The organism is Saccharopolyspora tripterygii, from assembly GCF_054778355.1.
In genome coordinates this window covers 25513-43258 of the sequence record NZ_BAAGZP010000002.1, presented here as the reverse complement: position 1 = coordinate 43258, position 17746 = coordinate 25513, and the positions used below count along the sequence as shown (strand labels likewise).

Sequence of the window (17746 nt, the reverse complement as noted above, 5' to 3'; positions counted from 1 at the left end):
GCCGGGCGCCCGCCCCACGGTGCAGCAACGAAGCCCCGGCAACCCCAGCGCACACCATTTCAGTCATCAGGAAGAGGAGACGTGTCCGAACCCGACCACCACCCCAGCGCGCCCCGGGGCATGCTGGCACTGTTGACCACCGCCGCGTTTGTGATCTTCACGCAGATCTTCATGATCGCGCCGATCCTGCCGGCATTCGGCGAGGTCTTCGCCAGCACGCCCAGCCTGGTCGGCTTGGCCGTGCCGGCGTATCTGGTCCCCTACGGCGTCATGACCCTCATCTGGGGGCCCTTGTCCGATCGCGTCGGGCGCCGACCGGTCATCCTCGCCTCCCTGGTTGCGTTCTCTGTGCTCACCGCCGCGACCGCGTTCGTCGGCACCGCGACCGCGTTCATCGGCATGCGGCTGGTCACGGCGATCGGCGCCAGCGGCGTGGTGCCGATCGGGCTGGCCTTGATCGGTGACCTGTATCCCTATCAACGTCGCGGTTGGGCACTCGGGTGGCTGTTCGGCGGCATGGCCGGGGGAATGGCCGTCGGCGCCGCCGGCGGCGCGCTCGCCGAGCCCCTGCTCGGCTGGGGCGGCCTGTTCCTGACCGTCAGCGCCCTCGGGCTGGTGTTGCTGAGCACCGCTCTGGCCGTACTCCCGGCCACACCGAGGCCGGCCTCGGTGCCGCCCTGGCGCAAGGTCGCCGCCGGTTACCGAAGTTTGCTGCGCACCGCCCGCGGTCAACGCACCTACGCCTTTGTACTGGTCAACGCCGTGCTGCACTCCGGGATCTACACCTGGCTCGGGGTCTACCTCGTTGATCGCTTCGGGCTCGGCGAAATCGGCATCGGGCTCACCCTGCTCGGCTACGGCATCCCCGGCCTGCTCCTCGGTCCCGTCATCGGGCGACTCGCCGACCGCTACGGCCGCGCCCGCATCATCCCCGCCGGACTGGCCCTCGGCGCCGCGTGCGCACTGCTGCTGGCGACCCCGCTGCCGCTGCTGGCCGTGCAAGCAAGCATCGTGGTGATGTCCCTGGGCTACGACATGACCCAACCACCCCTGGGCGGAATCGTCACCGACCTAGCCGGAAACCGCGGCCTAGCCATGGGACTCAACGTCTTCACCCTGTTCACTGGCATGGGGATAGGCAGCTTCGCTTTCCAAGCCGCACTGCTACCCGCCGGATTCCCCGTCGCGCTGACGGTATTCGGCGTGGCCGCCGCCGCAGCCGCCGCAGCCGCCGTTCCGCTGTTCCGCCACGAACAGCCCCGTACAAGCGCCCCGGCATCTTGAGTGTTCATGCGGACGCCATATGAACTGCCGAAGCGCCGCCCGTCGGGCGACGCTTCAGTGCCGGTGATCATGGTGATGTGCCTATGACTGGGGGATGGTGGGGCGGTCGTTGCGGGGTTGGTGCCTGTGGGGTTCGCCGGGGGTGCCAGGGCGTCGGGATGTGTCGGGTGAGGGTGTTGGACAGTGCGGTGTGCCAGCGTTGTTGGAGGGTGTCGAGGAGGTGTCTTTCGACGGAGGGGCCGATGTGGGAGTAGATCTCTCGGATGTCGTTGTCGAGGGTGTGGCCGAGGCGTCGGGCTTGGGCGATTTCGGGGATGTTGTCTTCGATCATCCAGGTTTTGTGGCTGTGGCGGAGTTCGTGGAAGGTTAGGCCGGGTTTGATCGCCCGGGTTCGGACGGCGGGATGGGTGCGGTCGGTGTTGCCGTCGGCTGCGGGGCGCATGGCGCGGCGGGCGAAGTTGGAGCGGCGGAGGTAGTCGCCTTCGGCGGTCGTGAAGACGTGCTGGTGGTCATGACTGTCGAGGTGGGCGCGGAGTAGGTCGACGAGAAATGGCGGAAGGCTGATGGTGCGGGCAGATTCCGCTGTTTTTGGGGGGCCGAGGCTAAATTGCCCGTTGATCTCGTGGAGTGCGCCGGTGTCGGGGTCGATGACGATGCAGGCGTCGTCGAGGTGGGTGTTGTGGCGTTGGAGTCCGCCGAGTTCTCCCCAGCGCGCACCCGTGAAGGCGGCGGTGATGATCAGCGCCGCGGACCAGGCGCCCGTGAGCGCGGCAGCTTGGTCGGCGATGCGCACGACTTGGGTGGGTGTGGCCCACAGCCGTTCAACTCGCTTTGTGCGTCGTTGTTTACCGCGTCTGCGGGTGCGGACGGGGTTGGCTGCAATAAGTCGTTCGTCGGCTGCATCTGCAAGCATCATCGACAACAGCTTGGTCATGGTAGTGACCGTGCTTTCCGCGTAGCCGCTGTTTCGAATCTTCTTAGCCCAGGTGTTGACGGCGGTCCCGCTGATATCGGTTAGAGCGCTGCTTCCCCAGCGGGGGAGGATGTGATTGTTCAGCAGGCTGCGGTATTGGGACTCAGTGTTCCCCGCGACGTCGAGTGCGTCAAACCACTGCGTGCTCCATTCCGACAGAGTGATCGTGCCCGCCGAGGGGTCGATCCAGTTTCCTTTGCGCTGGTCTGTTTCCATGGTTTCGATGTATTCCTGAGCAGCCCCTCGGGTGGGGAAACCGCTGAGGGAACCTAGCGCGCCGTCTGCCTTGAAGTAGCGAACCCGCCACAAGCTTTTGCCTCTTTTTTCAACCCACGCCATTGCTTCTCCAAGTTGTCCGATCATGCGCGACAGATAGATTGACGCTCCTACGGGGCCAGAGGGCAAGGAAGCCATTCGGGTGAATTCGATTAAAACCTCAGCGCCATCGCGGTCGCCCACGGCGAGAGCAGGGTTCTTGGGATCCCTGGCGTGCGATTTCACGGAGATTTTCAGTCGAGAAACGCAGATGCTTGCCGAGGAAGGTGCAAGGAACGGCGCGGTTTCCAGCTTTGCGTCGAAGCCAGGATTCTCTTACGGACAAGATCTTGGCGGCTTCGGCGGGCGTGAAGAGGTGGAGATTGTGTAATTCTGGGGTTTCGCGGCGCGGCTCTTCATTGTGCTGTTGTCCGTCACTGATCGCCTTCGATCTTGGCGAAGTAGGGCTCAGCCTTGTTTGAGGCGGTCGGCCTTCAGAGTTCATGGGTCACCCCTCGCGCTTTCGAAAGATGATGACGTCTTCGTGGGCAATGAGGTGAACGGGGAGGCCGTTGCTGCGTTGTTTCCGAACGAAGTCGCGTTGGAAGAAGCTGCCCCGCGCGACCAAGTTGTCGCCGGAGACGCGGGCGAGAAGGGCGACACAGCGTTCGGCGGGGATTAGGCCGGCTTGAATCCCGCATGTAGTGATTTGGGACGGGAGATCGATGAGTTCGCCGTGTTCGCGCCAGGGACGCAGGGTGATGACGACGTGCCCGCCGGGGCGGAGGTAGGGGGCGGTAGCGGTGAGGATTCGGGTGAAGCCGGTGAGGAGCCGGTGGTGGCCGATGTTGGCGAGGTTGCCTCGGTCGAGGGTGTTGCCGTAGCGGTGGAGCCGTTTGTGCACGCCGGTGTCGCCGGTGGTGACTCGGCCGTGGGTGGAGGGGCCGTAGGGCGGTGAGGTGACTACGAGACCGACGGTGCCGTGGAGCTTCGAGGGTAGTAGGGAGTCGAGTTGGCGGGCGTCGCCGCGGATTACTCGTCCTGGGGTGCGGGTGCCGGTGTGGTGGGCGCGGTCGAGGTTGTGCTGGGCGATCTGGGCCCACTGGTGTTCGTATTCGACGCCGAGCGCGCGCCGCTGCTGGCGGAGGGCTTCGACGAGGGTGGTGCCGATGCCGCACATGGGGTCGAGCACGGTGTCGCCGGGCCGGGTGTAGTGGGCGATGGCGTGCGCGGCGATGGCGGGCAGCATCTTGGCCGGGTGCGCGGTGGACTCGCGGAGATAGCGGCCCTTGCGCTGGGTGACCGGGGCGGCTTGAGCGGTGGCCCATACCGACAACGGGGGCAGGTGGGTATCGGTCATCGCTGGGCTCCTTCGATCCGTCCGGCCAGGTGCGTGGGCATGTCGGGGTCGGGCTGGCGGGGCTGGGCGAAGACCAGCAGGTCCAGGTGCACACGGCTGTGCGGGGAATAGCCCTCGCCGGATGCCGGCCCCGTGGATCGCCGGGTGAGCTCGTGCAGCGGCGCGAGCAGGGCCACGATGTGCTGGAGGTAGAGCAAGTCCTCATCTTGCGCGGAGGTGACCACCGCGCCGGTGGGATCCACCAGCCGGCCGTCATGGACCTGGTGATGCGTCAGCACCACGAGCACGCCATTCGCGGCGAGCGCAGCCGCGGCCTGCTGAGCCAGGCGCCTGCTCGTCTCGGCGTGGCCGGGTTCGGGCGGCACAACGGCGACTGCCAAATCGACTGCCCCTCGGGCACCGGCTCCGTCCACTGGCCGTCGTTGGTGGGTGTGGATCACGCTGTGAAGCGCCGGTAGTTCCGACGGGGCTGCGTTGAGGAACGCGACTGACTCGCCCACGCCGCTGAAAGCCTGAACGATCTCGTCAAGTACGGATCGGGGCCACCGCTGCGGGAGTGAGGCCGCTGTTGCCGTGGCACAGGGCCACAGAGTGGTCGGGGTGGTGTCCCCCGTCGCGGTTGTCGGCGCGTCGGGGCGCCGCACGGGTGTCGTCTGCGTACAGGACTTTGTCGGATCTGTGTCGGTGTTGCTCGATGGTTCTCGAGGGTCCGAGGCGGTCATCGCATTCCTCCGCAAGCCCCTGAACGGCGCGGACCGTTCGTGGTTGTGACACCTCCGAACTCCGGCTCCGTGCAATTTTGGGGACGGACAGGAATGAAATTTCGCGGTCGTTAGTGCGGCGCTGATGGCGCACCAGAGAATCGAGGGAATGATCGCTTCTAAGGAATTGATTCGATCTTGATGTCGTGCTCGTAATAGCGCACGTGCGCCGACTTCAGCACGCTAACGCCGCAGTTCAAGGGTGTCCTGTGGTGTTTTGATGGCCAGCTTGCTTCCGCGCGGTTTCGATCTTGCCCGCTTGGTTTCTGTGGTTTCGTAGCTTTTCTGTAGCGGCGCGTGATGCATTTCGTAAGAGAGGCGTAGGAGGCGTGTAGTGGTGCGCATGGCGTGATGCGGACGTCGTTGTTCGACGTTTGCAGAAAGGTCTCGCCATGCGATCCGACTCGAACTCAATGAATGATCCAGGTGGGCGGGAATTGTCGCCGCTTGCCGTCGCTCGCCACTCCTTCTCGTGGCTAGTAACCGCGCCCGAACCGATCACGGTCGACGGCCGCGACTTCCCGGGCCTGCCCGGGCGGATGCTCCGGCTTGATGAGCTGCGGGACTGCCTGCTGCGCAGGGCCTGCACGCAGGACACACGCGATGCGGTGTGGGCACACCTGGTGTCGGCCTCCCGCGCCGAGGGCGCGGTGTGGACCCTGGGATGCGTCGGAGTGGCGATGCCGGCGCTGATCCGGGCCAGCGCCACCCTGACCTCACGCTTCGCGGGTGATGCCGCCGATATCGAAGCCGCGGTGCTCGCCGGCTTCGTCACCGAGCTCGCGCAGATCGACTGCTCACGAAAGAAGATCATGGTGCGGCTGCGATGGGCCGCCTACCGAGCCGGACACGCCGCCGTCCGCGAAGCCCTGGACACACCCCTGCCGACGGGCACCACACCATCCTCCGCGCCCCCGCCCCGGCCGTGGGGCCACCCCGACATCGTCCTGGCCCGCGCGGTCACCGACGAGGTCATCACCCCCGACGAAGCGCACCTGATCGGCGCCACCCGCTTGGAACGGATCCCGCTGGCCGAGGTCGCTGCGCACTACGACGTGAGCTACGAGGCGATCAAGAAAAAGCGGCAGCGCGCTGAACGCAAGCTCGTCGACTACCTCCGCGACGACAGCGACAACGAAGACCACGGCGCGACCACGGACCGGACAGCAAACCCTGCCCCGGCCACGTCCTCCGGTCGCCGACGGTGTGCTGACGGGATGTCCCGAACAGGCGACGAATCCGGAGTTCAGAAGTACCCCGCTCTGCCGTCGTCGGCGCCCGTGCGCAAGGAGGACACCCCATGCGACTGACCACCGCCGCGCCCCATCCGGAACGCCGCGTGTGCACCAACACCACGCGATCACGCCGCGCCGCACGGCACCCACGACTTGCTCTCACGGTAGGCCTTGCCCTGGCCGGCATGGTGCTCGGCGCTGCGACCGGGCACGCGGCCCCCGAGATGGTCCTCGCCGAGGCGGCCAACCTCGAAACGGTCATGAACAACGCCCGCAACTGGATCATGGGCATCCTCGCGGTGGTCGCTACGTTGTTCCTCACCATTGGTGGGCTGCGCTACCTGCTCGCGGGCGGGGACCCAAGCGAGGTGGAAAAGGCCAAGCAAGCCGTGAAACACGCCGCCTACGGCTTCGCTGTCTGCGCTCTCGCGCCGATTCTGGTCACCATCCTCAAAGGAATTCTTGAGGTGTAAACGCATGTCCCACCAGGCCGCGCGACGCGGTATCACCATCATGGTGGCCGGAATGGTTCTGTGGTTGCTGTGCGGGCCTGTGGCCGTCGCTCAGGACATTCCACTGCCATTCCCGGCCCCTGCTCCGCCGTCGTCCTCAATGCCGGTGGACGCACCGCCGTTGCCGTTACCCAGCACGGCGCCACCAGCCCCGCCACCGGCCCCACCGGCCCCACCCGCTGGAAATGAGGCGCAGGAACACGGCTGGATTCAAGAGTTCCTGACAGGATGGTTCTGGGGATTCTTCGAAGACATCGCCACCTCGGCGCTCAACGGGGTGCTGGATTGGCTGGCTCACTCACTGCTGGCGACACCCGCGCTACACGAATTGCCCGTCGTCGGACAAATCTGGGGTGGCTCACAACGCATCATGCTCGCCTGCTCCGGGCTGCTGATCACCCTGGCCGGATTGAGTGCGATGGCATACCAAACCTTGCACGCCAGAGCCTCGGTCAAAGAAATCCTTCCCCGCATCGCTGTCGGGTTCACCGCATCCAACATGTCCCTGTTCTTCGGAGGGAAAGCAATTGAATTCGCCAACGCCCTGTCGGTCGCAGTCCTCGTGGGAGATCCCGGCAAAGTCGCGGAGACCGCCGCGGAATTCACCAACACCCTCCGAGGGCGCCTTCCGCAAGGCGAGGGTCAGATCAGCGAATTGTACGTGCTTTTCACCATTCTCGTTCTCGTCGTGATGATCATCGCGGTGTTGCTCACCTATGTTGTCCGAGTCGCACTCACCGTCCTGTTGCTGATCGCGGCGCCACTGATGCTGATGTGTCACGCCTTGCCGCATACCGAGGCGGTCGCCTACTGGTGGTGGCGTTGTTTCGGCGGAGTGCTTGCCGTGCAAGTCGCTCAATCAGTGGCCTTTGTCGCGACGATCAGACTTTTCTACCTGCCCGGCGGGGTCACGCTCTTCTAGGCCTCGATTGTGAGGTGTGTGATGGCGCAGCTTCTCATCGCAATTGCGATGTGCTACATCCTGATCAAAATCCCATTCTGGATCCTCGGGTCACTGCGAAACGGACGCCGTTCGTTTCTCGGATCGATGGTGCGGGGCTTTCTCGCCTACAAGACCTTCGGCCTGATTCGCGGCGCCTCATCCGCCATCGGCCGGCCCACCGGTGCGGGCAACAACAAGTCCTCGATGCACAGCGAAGCCGCACCCGATCCGTATTCGAGCGCGCGCACGGATGCGGGAGGGCAAATGCTTCTCCCACTCGGACGTCTGGCACGAACCCGCAGACCCACGCGCACCGCCAACACCCCCACACCGCAGCCCACCCGCAGCTCGGGGACACGCGGGCAACAGGCCGCGCTGTTCACCCGTGATGGCAAACCCAGCCGCCGGGCACTGCCACCACCACTTGGCCCCGGTGCCGTGCCGACCAGCACCGGGCCTGGGCAACAACACATGCTGCCCATCCACACCCGCCACCACCCCGACGCGACCGGCCGCCACACCCTGCACGACGACCCCACCCCGCCCACCAACACGACACCGAGCCCCGGCCAAGTCGCCTTGTTCACCCGCACCAGCCGCCCCCATCCGACCGCCCGGCCCTTGACGCCCGGGCAGCCGGGCATGCGCCCCTCCACGATCCCGCCCGGCGGCCAGTACCACCTGCCCCTCGTCGGAGGCACACCCGTGCCCAGCGCGCCGCCACCGGCCGCCGCGCCAGCACCACCACCGCCCGTACCCGCGCGCGCAAGCGGGCAACGGCCGTTGTTCACCAGCGACGGCGAGGTCGCATCGCATGCTCGCCCGCCACGCCCGCGCCGCCGCAGACCCCCGGACCTGCCCGCCTACAAGGGCATTCGCCCGGACAAACACGGCCAGTACGCCCTGCCACTCGACCTTCCCGCCACGCCTCCAAAACCCCGCCCCAAGCCCGGTGCCCGGCAGTCGTCGAAGCCGCCACGCACCTCAGCGCCCAAGACACCGAAGTCGCCGTCGAAGCCGGCCTCCGCGGCACCGCCCGCTCACGCGTCCGAGCCCGTTGAGCCCGAATTGCCGCTGGCCTGGCCCGAAGGCCGACGTCCACCGAGGAGCACGCGATGAACGGACCGGCCCGAATCCCCGCCGACGTCGACCGCGAAGACCGGTTGCTGGCCGGACTCACCGCCCGCCAACTCACGCTGCTGGCCGCGACCGGCGCCCTGCTTTACGGCGCGTGGGTAGCCACTCGCACCATCGTGGCGTTGCCGGTGTTCGCGGTCCTGGCGACCCCGATCGCCGCAGGTGCGCTCGTACTGGCCTTGGGGCAGCGGGATGGCATCGCGCTCTACCGGCTCGTCGGCGCGGCCGTGCGGCACCGATTCTCCGCGCGTCACCGAGTCGCCGATCCCACGTCGGCCGAACCCGTTCCCGAATGGCTCGTGCCCGCTGCCACGACCACCGAGACCCCCAGGTTGGGAGCCGTGCCGGCCCCGGCCAGCGGTGTCGAACCCGCGAGCACCGGTGAGGCCGGAGTCATCGACCTCGCCGGCGACGGCGTCGCCCTGGTCGCCGCGGCCAGCACGGTCAACTTCGCGCTGCGCACCGATAACGAGCATGCCGCCCTCGTCGGGGCCTTCGCCCGTTTCTTGCACTCGCTGACCGCGCCCGTGCAGATCCTCATCCGCGCGCAACGCTGCGACCTCACCGGCAAGATCGCCGCACTGCGTGACGGCGCGCCGAGCCTGCCGCATCCGTCGTTGCAAGCAGCCGCCGAGGAACACGCCGACTTCTTGTCACATCTGGCCGGCCACACGGACTTGTTCCGTCGCCAGGTCCTACTGGTCTTCCGCGAAGCCCCCACCCTCAGCACCACCGACACCGGCCCACGGCGACCACGCCGGGGGATGGACGCGGGAGCACGGCAGGCCGCCGAAGCCCGGCTGCTCCGGCGCGTCAATGAGGCCATCGAACTACTCGCCCCCGCCAGCATCCGTCTCACCGTGCTCGACACCGCCCAGGCCACCCACGTGCTGGCCAGCGCCTGCAACCCCGACCACACCGGCACCACCGAGACGGCCATGGCCGGCCCGTCCGAGGTCATCACCACGCACCCCGCCACACCCGACGAACTCGTCGACCCGCACGGATGGGAGGTCTCCCGATGACCCAGCACCACGCGAGCGTGTTCACCCCCGACTCGATGACCATCGGGGCCCGGCACCTCACCGTCGCAGGGGAGTGGGTCGCCTCCTTCGCGATCACCGGCTATCCCCGGGAAGTCAACGCGGGATGGCTGCAACCCTTGTTGAACTATCCCGGCCGCCTCGACGTCTCCCTGCACATCGACCCCGTCGATCCCGCTCATGCGGCCAAGCACCTGAAACAGCAACTGGCGAAACTGGAATCCGGGCGCCGCCACACCGCCGAGCACGGCCGTCTTGTCGACCCTCACGTCGAGGCCGCCACCGAGGACGCCTACGACCTGTCGGCCCGCATCGCACGCGGCGAGTCGAAGATGTTCCGCCTCGGCCTGTACCTGACCGTGCACGCCCACAACGAACAGCACCTGGCCGACGAGGTGACCGCCGTGCGCGCGCTGGCCTCCTCGATGCTGCTGGACGCCAAACCCACCACCTACCGCAGCGTGCAGGGCTGGACGGCCACCCTCCCGGTCGGACTCGATCCGCTCGGGATGCAGCGCACCTTCGACACCCACGCTCTGGCGACCGCGTTCCCGTTTACCTCCCCGGATCTTCCCGCCGCCGACCCCGCTGATCTGGAGACCACCACCGACGGCGTGCTGTACGGCTACAACGCCCAGTCCTCGGGCCTGGTGCACTGGGACCGGTTCGCTGCCGACAACCACAACGCCGTGGTCCTCGGACGATCCGGCGCAGGCAAGTCCTATCTGGTCAAACTCGAACTCCTGCGCCACCTCTACCGAGGCGTGCAGGCCAGCGTCATCGACCCCGAAGACGAATACACCCGCCTCGCCGACGCCGTCGGAGGCACCGTCCTGCGCCTGGGCGCACCCGGCGTGGCGCTCAATCCCTTCGACCTCCCGGTCACCGTCGGCGCCGACGGGCGCCGCAGCGCCCCCAGCGACGCGCTGGCCCGCCGAAGCCTGTTCCTGCACACCGTCCTGTCCCTGCTGCTGGGCAGCGACCTGTCCAGCGCCGAACGCGGCATCCTGGACGAGGCCATCGCCGCCACCTACCGCAACGCGGGTATCACCACCGACCCCCGCACCTGGTCACGCCCCGCACCCCTGCTCGCCGACCTCCGGGACACCCTGCACGCCACCGGCGCCGCAGAGTTGGCCGAGCGCCTGCGGCCCTTCGTCGACGGCGCGTTCAACACCCTGTTCAACGGGCCGACCACGACCCGCCCCGACGGGCACCTGGTCGTGTACTCGCTCAGGGACTTGCCGCCGGAACTGCAGGCGATTGGCACCGCACTCACCCTCGACGCCATCTGGCGCGAGGTCTCGCACCCCGTGGTCCGCCGCCGGCGCCTGGTCGTGGTCGACGAGGCGTGGCTGCTCATGCGCCACACCGCAGGAGCGGAGTTCCTGTTCAGGATGGCGAAAGCGGCGCGCAAGCACTGGTGCGGCCTGACCGTGGCCACCCAGGACGTGGGCGACTTGCTGGGCAGTGACCTCGGCAAGGCGATCGTGGGTAACGCGACCACCCAGATCCTGCTGCGCCAGTCACCTCAAGCCATCGACGAGGTCGTCGCGCACTTCGGGCTCGCCGCGGGGGCACGGCAGTTCCTGCTCGCCGCCGATCAGGGCCAAGCCCTGCTGTCCACCGGATCCCAGTGGGTCGCCCTGCAAACCGTGGCCTCACCCGTCGAACACGACCTCGTCACCACCGACCCCGAAGCCCTCGAAGCCACCACCAGCCACGGCGACATCGACGACTGGATCGACCTCTAAACCACGCCCACAACCCACTCTTTCGACGAGATCCGGGGCACCGATGTCTTTGCGCGCCTTTCCGAACACATGGAGCCTGGTCGAGGTCCTCGAGGACGGCATCGCCCACTACCTCCAGAACCCCGAGACCATTCTCCGGTCTCTCCTGCACCGCCCACTGCTGCTCGCGTCGGTCGTGGCTGGACTCGGGGCGGCCTTCGTGCTGCGGCTCGGGCTGCGCGTGTGGCAGCGAAACCGGCTGAGCCGCAATGCCAAAGTCGTGACGATCCAGTCACCGCCCACAGTGGATGCCGCCGGTGGGGCCGCGTTGTGGTCCCACCTGGTGGGACTGCTCCGCCCGGCCTGGAAACGCGCAGTGCTCGGCCAGCCGCACCTGGCGTGCGAGTACGTCATCACCCGCGACGGCATCACCATCCAGATCTGGGTGCCCGGCACAATCCCGCCGGGGCTCATCGAGCGTGCCGTCGAAGCGGCCTGGCCCGGTGCCCGCACCCGCACCCAGCCGGCCACCTCACCCATCCCCGAGCCCGATAACGAGCACGCCCTGGTCGTCGGAGGCGAACTCCGCCTCGCCCGTCCCGAGACGCTGCCGATTAAGACCGATTTCGACACCGACCCGCTCCGCGCGATCCTGGCCGCACCCAGCGGCCTCGGCCCGGACGAGTACGTCTGCGTACAAGTGCTCGCCCGCCCCGCCGCCGGCCGCCGCCTCACCGGCGCCTCGCACCTGCGCGAATTCCTCTTCGACCTCCTCACTCCTACAACAGCACGCTCGTCACAGGTGACGTCCACGCGGGGGCACGCAGATGCGCACACACGGTTGGAGCACTCCGCGCGTGACCGGGTCAGCGTCACCAAACAACGCGGCAGCCAATACGAGACCCGCCTGCGCTATGCCGCCAGCACCGTCCTGCCCCGCCCGGTCGATCCCGAGCAACGGCGCCGAGCCCGACGAGTGCTCCGAGGCCGGGCACACACGCTGGCCACCTGCTTCGCCGCCTACACCGACCACAATCGTTACCGGCGCCACCGCCTGCGCCACCCGGCCCCAGCCCTACGTCACCGTGGCTTCGGGCGGGGCGACCTGCTCTCGGTTCCCGAGATCGCCGCCCTCGCGCATCTGCCCACCGACGAGGCCATTCCCGGCCTGCACCGTGCGGGTGCCCGCGCCCTCACCCCGCCACCTGAGGTCGCCGCACCGGGACCGGAGGTCAAACCGCTGGGCACGACTGACAAAGGAGCGACCCGCCGCGTGGGCCTGCGCGCCGCCGATGCCCGCCAGCACCTGCACCTCATGGGCGCCACCGGCTCCGGCAAATCCACCCTGCTCGCCCAGATGATCCTCGCCGACGCCGAGGTGGAACGCGGCTGCCTGGTCATCGACCCGAAAGGCGACCTCGTCACCGACGTCCTCTCGCGCCTGCCCAAGACAGCCGCGGACCGACTGGTGCTCTTCGACGCCGACGCCCGCAGCCGCCCACCCTGCCTCAACCCCCTCGACGGCGAGGCCGTGGACGTCACCGTCGACAACCTCGTCTCAGTCTTCCGCCGGGTCTACTCCGCATTCTGGGGACCACGCACCGACGACGTCTTCCGCGCTGCATGCCTCACCCTGCGCACCCAAGGCGGAGTCGCCACGCTCGCCGACGTCCCCCGACTGCTCGCCGAACCCGCGTTCCGGGACCGCGTCACCGCCGGGGTCACCGACCCCGTCCTGCGCGGCTTCTGGGACTGGTACGCCGAGCTGACCGAGGCCTCACGCGCCCAAGTCATCGCCCCCTTGATGAACAAACTCCGCAGCTTCCTGCTCCGCCCATTCGTGCGCGACGCCCTCACCGCTGGGGCCTCGACGGTGAACATGAACGCGGTCCTCGACGGCGGAATCTGCCTGGTACGCATCCCGAAAGGCTCACTCGGCGACGAAACGAGCCGGCTCTTCGGCTCACTGGCGGTGGCCCGTTCCTGGCAAGCCACCACCGCCCGCGCCGCCACGCCGCAGCGCGAACGCCGCGACGCCTCGATGTACATCGACGAATGCCACAACTTCCTGAACTTGCCCTACCCGTTGGAGGACATGCTCGCCGAAGCCCGAGGCTTCCGCGTCTCGATGACGCTGGCACACCAGCATCTCGGCCAGCTCCCCAGAGACCTCCGCGAAGGCATCTCCACCAACGCCCGCAACAAGGTCCTCTTCGCCGCCAGCCCCGAGGACGCGCGCGCTCTCGCCCAGCACACCCACCCGCACCTCACCGACCACGACCTCGCCCACCTCGACGCCTACCACGCCGCCGCCCGCCTCGTCGTTCACGGCCAGCAATCGCGGCCCTTCACGCTGGTCACCGACCCCCTCCCGGCCGCGATCCCCGGACGATCCCGCGCGCTGCGCCGCCACGCCGCCTCCCGCACACGGCCCAGCACCGCACCACCGGAGGCCTCCACAGGAGCCAGCCAGGCGCCACGGCCGAGCACTGATCCACGACTGCACCTGTGACTGTCCCGCCCGCCTCGTCGAAGTGCCGTGCCTGATCCACGGAGGTGCTCATGCTCAACAAACCCATCCGGCAGAAATCACTGCACGGAGTACGGCCCACACGACGACAGACCCGAGCCACCAATTCTGCGGAACACCAGGCCCGCCTGGCGAAACGGCTAACCGGCCGAGACAAGTGGATCATCCGGATGGTCCACGAGCACCGGGTGCTCACCGCACCTCAGATCACCAGTTGCGCATTCCCGTCGCCGCGCTCGGGACGGCAACGGTTGCGGGAGCTCTACCTGTGGTCGGTACTCGACCGCTTCCAACCCACAGTGGATTCCGGAAGCGCACCGCAGCACTACATTCTCGGCCCCGCCGGAGCGCAAGTCGTTGCCGCTGACGCCGGCATCGACCTCAAGGTACTCGGCTACCGGCGCGACCGCGCCACCAGCATCGCCCACAGCCAACGCCTCGCCCACGCCGTTGGAGTCGGCGAGTTCTTCACCACCCTCATCGCGCGCGCCCACGCCCACGAGGGTGAGCAGGTCTCAGCGTGGTGGTCAGAGGTCCGCTGCGCACGACACTTCGGCGACCTCGTCCGGCCCGATGCCTACGGACGCTGGCACTACGACGGCCGCGAGTTCGAGTTCTTCCTGGAATACGACCTCGGCACCGAAACCACCGGGCGCGTGGCAGGCAAACTCTCCGGCTACGCCCGGCTGGCGGCCAGCACGGGCATCATCACGCCGCTGCTGATCTGGGTACCCACCGCCCGCCGCGAAGCCAGCCTCCGCACCCAGCTCACCGCCGCGTGGCGCGGACTCGACCACCCCGAGCACCTCCCCATCGCCACCGCAGCCGCTGACCTCCTCGACCCCGATCCCGAGGCACTCGCCAGCCCAGCCGAGCCGATCTGGGCACCCCTGGCACCGCGCGAGGACCAGCGCCGAGCACTCCACGACCTCGCCGCGGCCTGGCCGCAACGACCGCGCACGCAGCCGAGCTCGCCGCCAGAGCACCGCTCCAGCACGGAGATCGTGGCGCCGCACCCGATGCCACCCGTACCCACCACGCCTCGAACGGCCGGTGAACCGCGATGAGTAAAGTCCTCCTGCTCCTCGCGGCGGTCGTCATCGGGTTCCCGCTGATGGTGCTCGCCGTGGCCGGCGCGGCGATCACCAGTATCTTCGCCGCGCCCCGGGCGAGTGCGTCCACGTGTCTCGTCGCCGGGGCCGACGGGATGACGCTGGTCGGCTACGGGCCGGAAGAGACACGCAACGCCGCCACCATCGTCGCCGTCGGCAAGCAACTCCAGGTGCCCGAACAAGGTCAGGTCGTGGCCATCGCGACCGCGCTGCGCGAGTCCTGGCTGAGAAACCTCACCTGGGGAGACCGCGACAGCGTCGGCTTGTTTCAGCAACGCCCCTCCATGGGCTGGGGCACGCGCGAGGAGATCCTGAACCCGGTCTACAGCTCCACCCAGTTCTACACACACCTGCTCGCAGTCCCCGGATGGGAGACACTGCGCGTGACGGAGGCGGCCGACGCCGTCCAGAAATCGGCGTTTCCCGAGGCCTACGCCGAACACGAGCCAGCAGCCCGCGCGATCGTCGCGGCCCTGCACGGCGCGCACTGTCAACCCGCGTCGGCGCCGGGGGAGTGGGTCGTTCCCACCACCGGCACATGTACCTCCGGGTACGGGCCCCGTGACGGTGAGATGCACCGGGGCCAGGACATCGCCGCACCCATCGGCACACCCATTCGCGCCGCCCATGCGGGAACCGTGATCGATTCCGGTCCCGCTACCGGCTACGGCCTGTGGGTCCGCATCGAGCACCCCGACGGGGTCGTTACGGCCTACGGCCACAACAACGCCAACCACGTGCGCGTCGGTGACCACGTCCAGGCGGGCCAGGTCATCGCAGAGGTGGGCAATCGCGGCGAATCCAGCGGAGCGCACCTGCATTTCCAGATCGAGCACAGTGGCAACGCAGTCGATCCGGTGGTCTTCTACCGCGACCGAGGCCACCCGTCACTGTGCGACGAGACGAAGAATCGAAGCTGAGTCCCCGGACACGTGTCGGCCCCGTCCCCCGAGTTGATTTCGGGGTGACGGGGCCGAAGGGCCTTCTCGTGCTAGGAGATCCGGTGCACGGGCGGGGCGGCCATGTTCGCCAGTGCGTAGACCGCCATTGGTTCTGTGAGCGGTATTCTGGGGTCCGCGCTTTCGTGCTGGTGACCGTCGGCGGTGACGATGTGCCAGTCATCACGCACGTGATCCACGCAGTAGTAGCTGCCTACCAGCCGCCCGCGACGGGTCACGACGCCGTAGACCACCGCCTGCTCGTCGCTCGGGTCACGAACGATCGCGGTGATCAGGCAGTCGTTCTCGGCGAACTGCCGCACCACGAATTCGGGTCGAGAAGTCATAGGTTACCCCCAGAATGTGACGGGTCAGAGTGTCCGGACGGGCTGCTCGTGCTGAGTTGCTGGGGCGGCCTGCCGCCCATATCGAGCCAGTCGATGAGCTGCGCCGCGTGGGCGGCCAGTTCGTTGGCGTACTCGTCGACACGGGACCAGTGCGAGGAATCCACCATGTCGGCGTAGTCAATCGCTGCGCGCCACTGGTTCGCGGCGCGGCGCACGCTGTGCCAGGTGGAATCCGGGTCGGTGAGCGTCATGAGCGCCCCCGCAAATCCTGCTTATTCTGGTTGCAATCGAAGAAGATCCGCATAGCTCTTTCCTTCAAAGTCGTGGTCCAGCTCGCGCCGGCCGCCTCGCCCGGGCCGGCTGGGTGACGGGCGGGCCCGGGGCGAGGCGGCACCCGGTGTCCTAGGACTCGCCGGTGGTGAAGCGCTTGGGGGAGTCCTGGGTCTGGCGGGCGTAGCCGTCGTTGGAGAGCTTGTGCAGCGCGTTGTTGATCGCACCGGCCGACCGGTCGAGGGCCTTGGCGATCTGGCCCGGGCTGAACTCCTCACCGGGATGCTCAGCCAGGTAGTCCTCGACCAGTCCCCGCAGCTCGCCCTTGGCCAGGCGCTTCTCGGACGGCACGGCCGCGTCACTTCTTTCGGTGGTGGCAGTGGGGGTGGTCGATCGCGTGCCCAGTGAAGGCTGTGCGGCGGAGTGGCCCGGCTTCGGGTCGGATTTCACCTGTGGGGTCTCCGTTTTCGCGCGTGTGGCCTTCGCTGCCGGTTCCGGGGTCGTGGCCGGGGAGAAGCGGTCGGGCAGGCGCCGCGATCCGGTGCTGGCGCCGGGGGTGCGGGTGATGCTGCCGGAGCGCGACCACGCGGCGAGGATCTTGCCTGCGGTGGACCGGCCTATCCCGGCGTGCTGGGCGATCTCAGCGGTGGTGGATCCGGGGTGGGCGTGCAGTGCGGCCCACGCCTTGGATTCGGTGTCGGTGCGAACTGGGCTGGTGGTGTTGTGTTGGGTGGTGCTGGGCATGACGGTCTCCCGGTGTTATTGGGGTTGTGGGTCATGCCCTCCGGAGGGCGGTGTAGCCCCGGCGCGCGCTGCCGGTTCGTTCGCGGCTACATGACTATGGACGCTCTCCTCTTGTGAGGAGTCAAGCGTTTTCACTTGTCTCGACCGTCCCGTGTCGCGGCGTGCCGAGCGTGGCGGGAACCGCGCGCGGCGTTGTCGGTGTGCCGCGTGGGATGGGTTACAAGCCGAGGATGTTGATGGCCCGGTTGATCAGATTGGTGACGACGGGGCGCAGCTCGATGGACGGGTTGAGTCCGGGCCTGTTGGGCGGTGAGGTCTTGGCGAACCATCTACTGGGGCTCTGCGTGGTGACCTGAGACCACCTCCGTGGAGTGGCCAGCACTTCGACGGTGGCGCGGCTCTGGTGCACGTCGGGGCCGCGAACGACCCTGGCGCGGATGATGTTCCCGCCCGCTTCGACGGTGGCCTGGTAGCTGTAGCGGTCCGGGTCCTGCCCGATGGTCTCGTCAAGGGTCGTGACGTTGTGGTGCATAGCGATCTCCTCGATGGATCTCCTCGGTGACCCGCTG

The 17746-nt window shown here is 67.8% G+C and carries 18 protein-coding genes; 10 read left to right on the top strand and 8 right to left on the bottom strand.

All coding sequences use genetic code 11. The features are described 5' to 3' along the window. Positions 1–81 precede the first annotated feature (81 nt). Entirely contained in the window at positions 82–1284 is a 1203-nt protein-coding gene (locus ACYVF3_RS02405) for an MFS transporter (RefSeq protein ID WP_406690673.1), read from the top strand. Between the two features lie 67 nt (positions 1285–1351). On the opposite strand, the gene ACYVF3_RS02400 is transcribed toward ACYVF3_RS02405, so the two are convergent. The 4 genes from ACYVF3_RS02400 to ACYVF3_RS02385 all read right to left on the bottom strand — a co-directional run bounded on the left by ACYVF3_RS02400 (position 1352) and on the right by ACYVF3_RS02385 (position 4252). Next, on the bottom strand, positions 1352–2620 hold the full coding sequence (locus tag ACYVF3_RS02400) for a tyrosine-type recombinase/integrase (RefSeq protein WP_406690674.1): 1269 nt from the start codon (positions 2618–2620) through the stop codon (positions 1352–1354). 73 nt (positions 2621–2693) lie between these two features. Then, entirely contained in the window at positions 2694–3017 is a 324-nt protein-coding gene (locus tag ACYVF3_RS02395) for a helix-turn-helix domain-containing protein (protein WP_406690675.1), read from the bottom strand. Between the two features lie 3 nt (positions 3018–3020). After that, positions 3021–3872, bottom strand: coding sequence for a TRM11 family SAM-dependent methyltransferase (locus tag ACYVF3_RS02390; protein ID WP_406690676.1), 852 nt, complete (start codon positions 3870–3872; stop codon positions 3021–3023). Beyond that, the gene (locus ACYVF3_RS02385; RefSeq protein ID WP_406690677.1) at positions 3869–4252 is read right to left on the bottom strand and encodes a hypothetical protein; all 384 of its coding nucleotides are present in this window, start codon (positions 4250–4252) and stop codon (positions 3869–3871) included. Before ACYVF3_RS02385 ends, ACYVF3_RS02390 begins: the two co-directional genes overlap by 4 nt. An 818-nt stretch (positions 4253–5070) precedes the next feature. On the opposite strand from ACYVF3_RS02385, the gene ACYVF3_RS02380 reads away from it, so the two are divergent. From ACYVF3_RS02380 to ACYVF3_RS02340, 9 genes are all read left to right on the top strand, one after another. After that, positions 5071–5943: a hypothetical protein gene (locus tag ACYVF3_RS02380; protein ID WP_406690678.1), complete on the top strand. Its 873-nt coding sequence runs from the start codon at positions 5071–5073 to the stop codon at positions 5941–5943. Continuing rightward, positions 5934–6341: a pilin gene (locus ACYVF3_RS02375; RefSeq protein ID WP_406690679.1), complete on the top strand. Its 408-nt coding sequence runs from the start codon at positions 5934–5936 to the stop codon at positions 6339–6341. Before ACYVF3_RS02380 ends, ACYVF3_RS02375 begins: the two co-directional genes overlap by 10 nt. 4 nt (positions 6342–6345) lie before the next feature. Next, positions 6346–7302 carry a hypothetical protein gene (locus ACYVF3_RS02370; RefSeq protein WP_406690680.1) on the top strand — a complete coding sequence of 319 codons (957 nt, stop codon included), beginning with the start codon at positions 6346–6348 and terminating at the stop codon, positions 7300–7302. 21 nt (positions 7303–7323) lie between these two features. Next, entirely contained in the window at positions 7324–8442 is a 1119-nt protein-coding gene (locus ACYVF3_RS02365; protein WP_406690681.1) for a hypothetical protein, read from the top strand. Further along, positions 8439–9485 (top strand): PrgI family protein, encoded by a 1047-nt coding sequence (locus tag ACYVF3_RS02360; protein ID WP_406690682.1) that lies wholly within the window; start codon positions 8439–8441, stop codon positions 9483–9485. The genes ACYVF3_RS02365 and ACYVF3_RS02360 overlap by 4 nt, the downstream gene beginning before the upstream one ends. After that, positions 9482–11257, top strand: coding sequence for a VirB4 family type IV secretion system protein (locus tag ACYVF3_RS02355; RefSeq protein WP_406690683.1), 1776 nt, complete (start codon positions 9482–9484; stop codon positions 11255–11257). The genes ACYVF3_RS02360 and ACYVF3_RS02355 overlap by 4 nt, the downstream gene beginning before the upstream one ends. A 43-nt stretch (positions 11258–11300) precedes the next feature. Next, positions 11301–13748 (top strand): type IV secretory system conjugative DNA transfer family protein, encoded by a 2448-nt coding sequence (locus ACYVF3_RS02350; protein ID WP_406690684.1) that lies wholly within the window; start codon positions 11301–11303, stop codon positions 13746–13748. A gap of 188 nt (positions 13749–13936) precedes the next feature. Further along, positions 13937–14833: a replication-relaxation family protein gene (locus ACYVF3_RS02345; protein WP_406690685.1), complete on the top strand. Its 897-nt coding sequence runs from the start codon at positions 13937–13939 to the stop codon at positions 14831–14833. A 47-nt stretch (positions 14834–14880) separates the two neighbouring features. Then, entirely contained in the window at positions 14881–15798 is a 918-nt protein-coding gene (locus tag ACYVF3_RS02340) for a M23 family metallopeptidase (RefSeq protein ID WP_461152630.1), read from the top strand. 71 nt (positions 15799–15869) lie between these two features. Here ACYVF3_RS02340 and ACYVF3_RS02335 read toward each other — a convergent pair whose 3' ends face one another. The 4 genes from ACYVF3_RS02335 to ACYVF3_RS02320 all read right to left on the bottom strand — a co-directional run bounded on the left by ACYVF3_RS02335 (position 15870) and on the right by ACYVF3_RS02320 (position 17709). Then, entirely contained in the window at positions 15870–16163 is a 294-nt protein-coding gene (locus ACYVF3_RS02335; RefSeq protein ID WP_406690687.1) for a hypothetical protein, read from the bottom strand. Beyond that, positions 16160–16414, bottom strand: a complete 255-nt coding sequence (locus tag ACYVF3_RS02330; protein ID WP_406690688.1) for a hypothetical protein — start codon at positions 16412–16414, stop codon at positions 16160–16162. The genes ACYVF3_RS02335 and ACYVF3_RS02330 overlap by 4 nt, the downstream gene beginning before the upstream one ends. A gap of 151 nt (positions 16415–16565) precedes the next feature. Further along, positions 16566–17177 (bottom strand): hypothetical protein, encoded by a 612-nt coding sequence (locus tag ACYVF3_RS02325; RefSeq protein WP_406690689.1) that lies wholly within the window; start codon positions 17175–17177, stop codon positions 16566–16568. Between the two features lie 217 nt (positions 17178–17394). Further along, positions 17395–17709 (bottom strand): hypothetical protein, encoded by a 315-nt coding sequence (locus ACYVF3_RS02320; RefSeq protein WP_406690690.1) that lies wholly within the window; start codon positions 17707–17709, stop codon positions 17395–17397. Positions 17710–17746 lie beyond the last annotated feature (37 nt).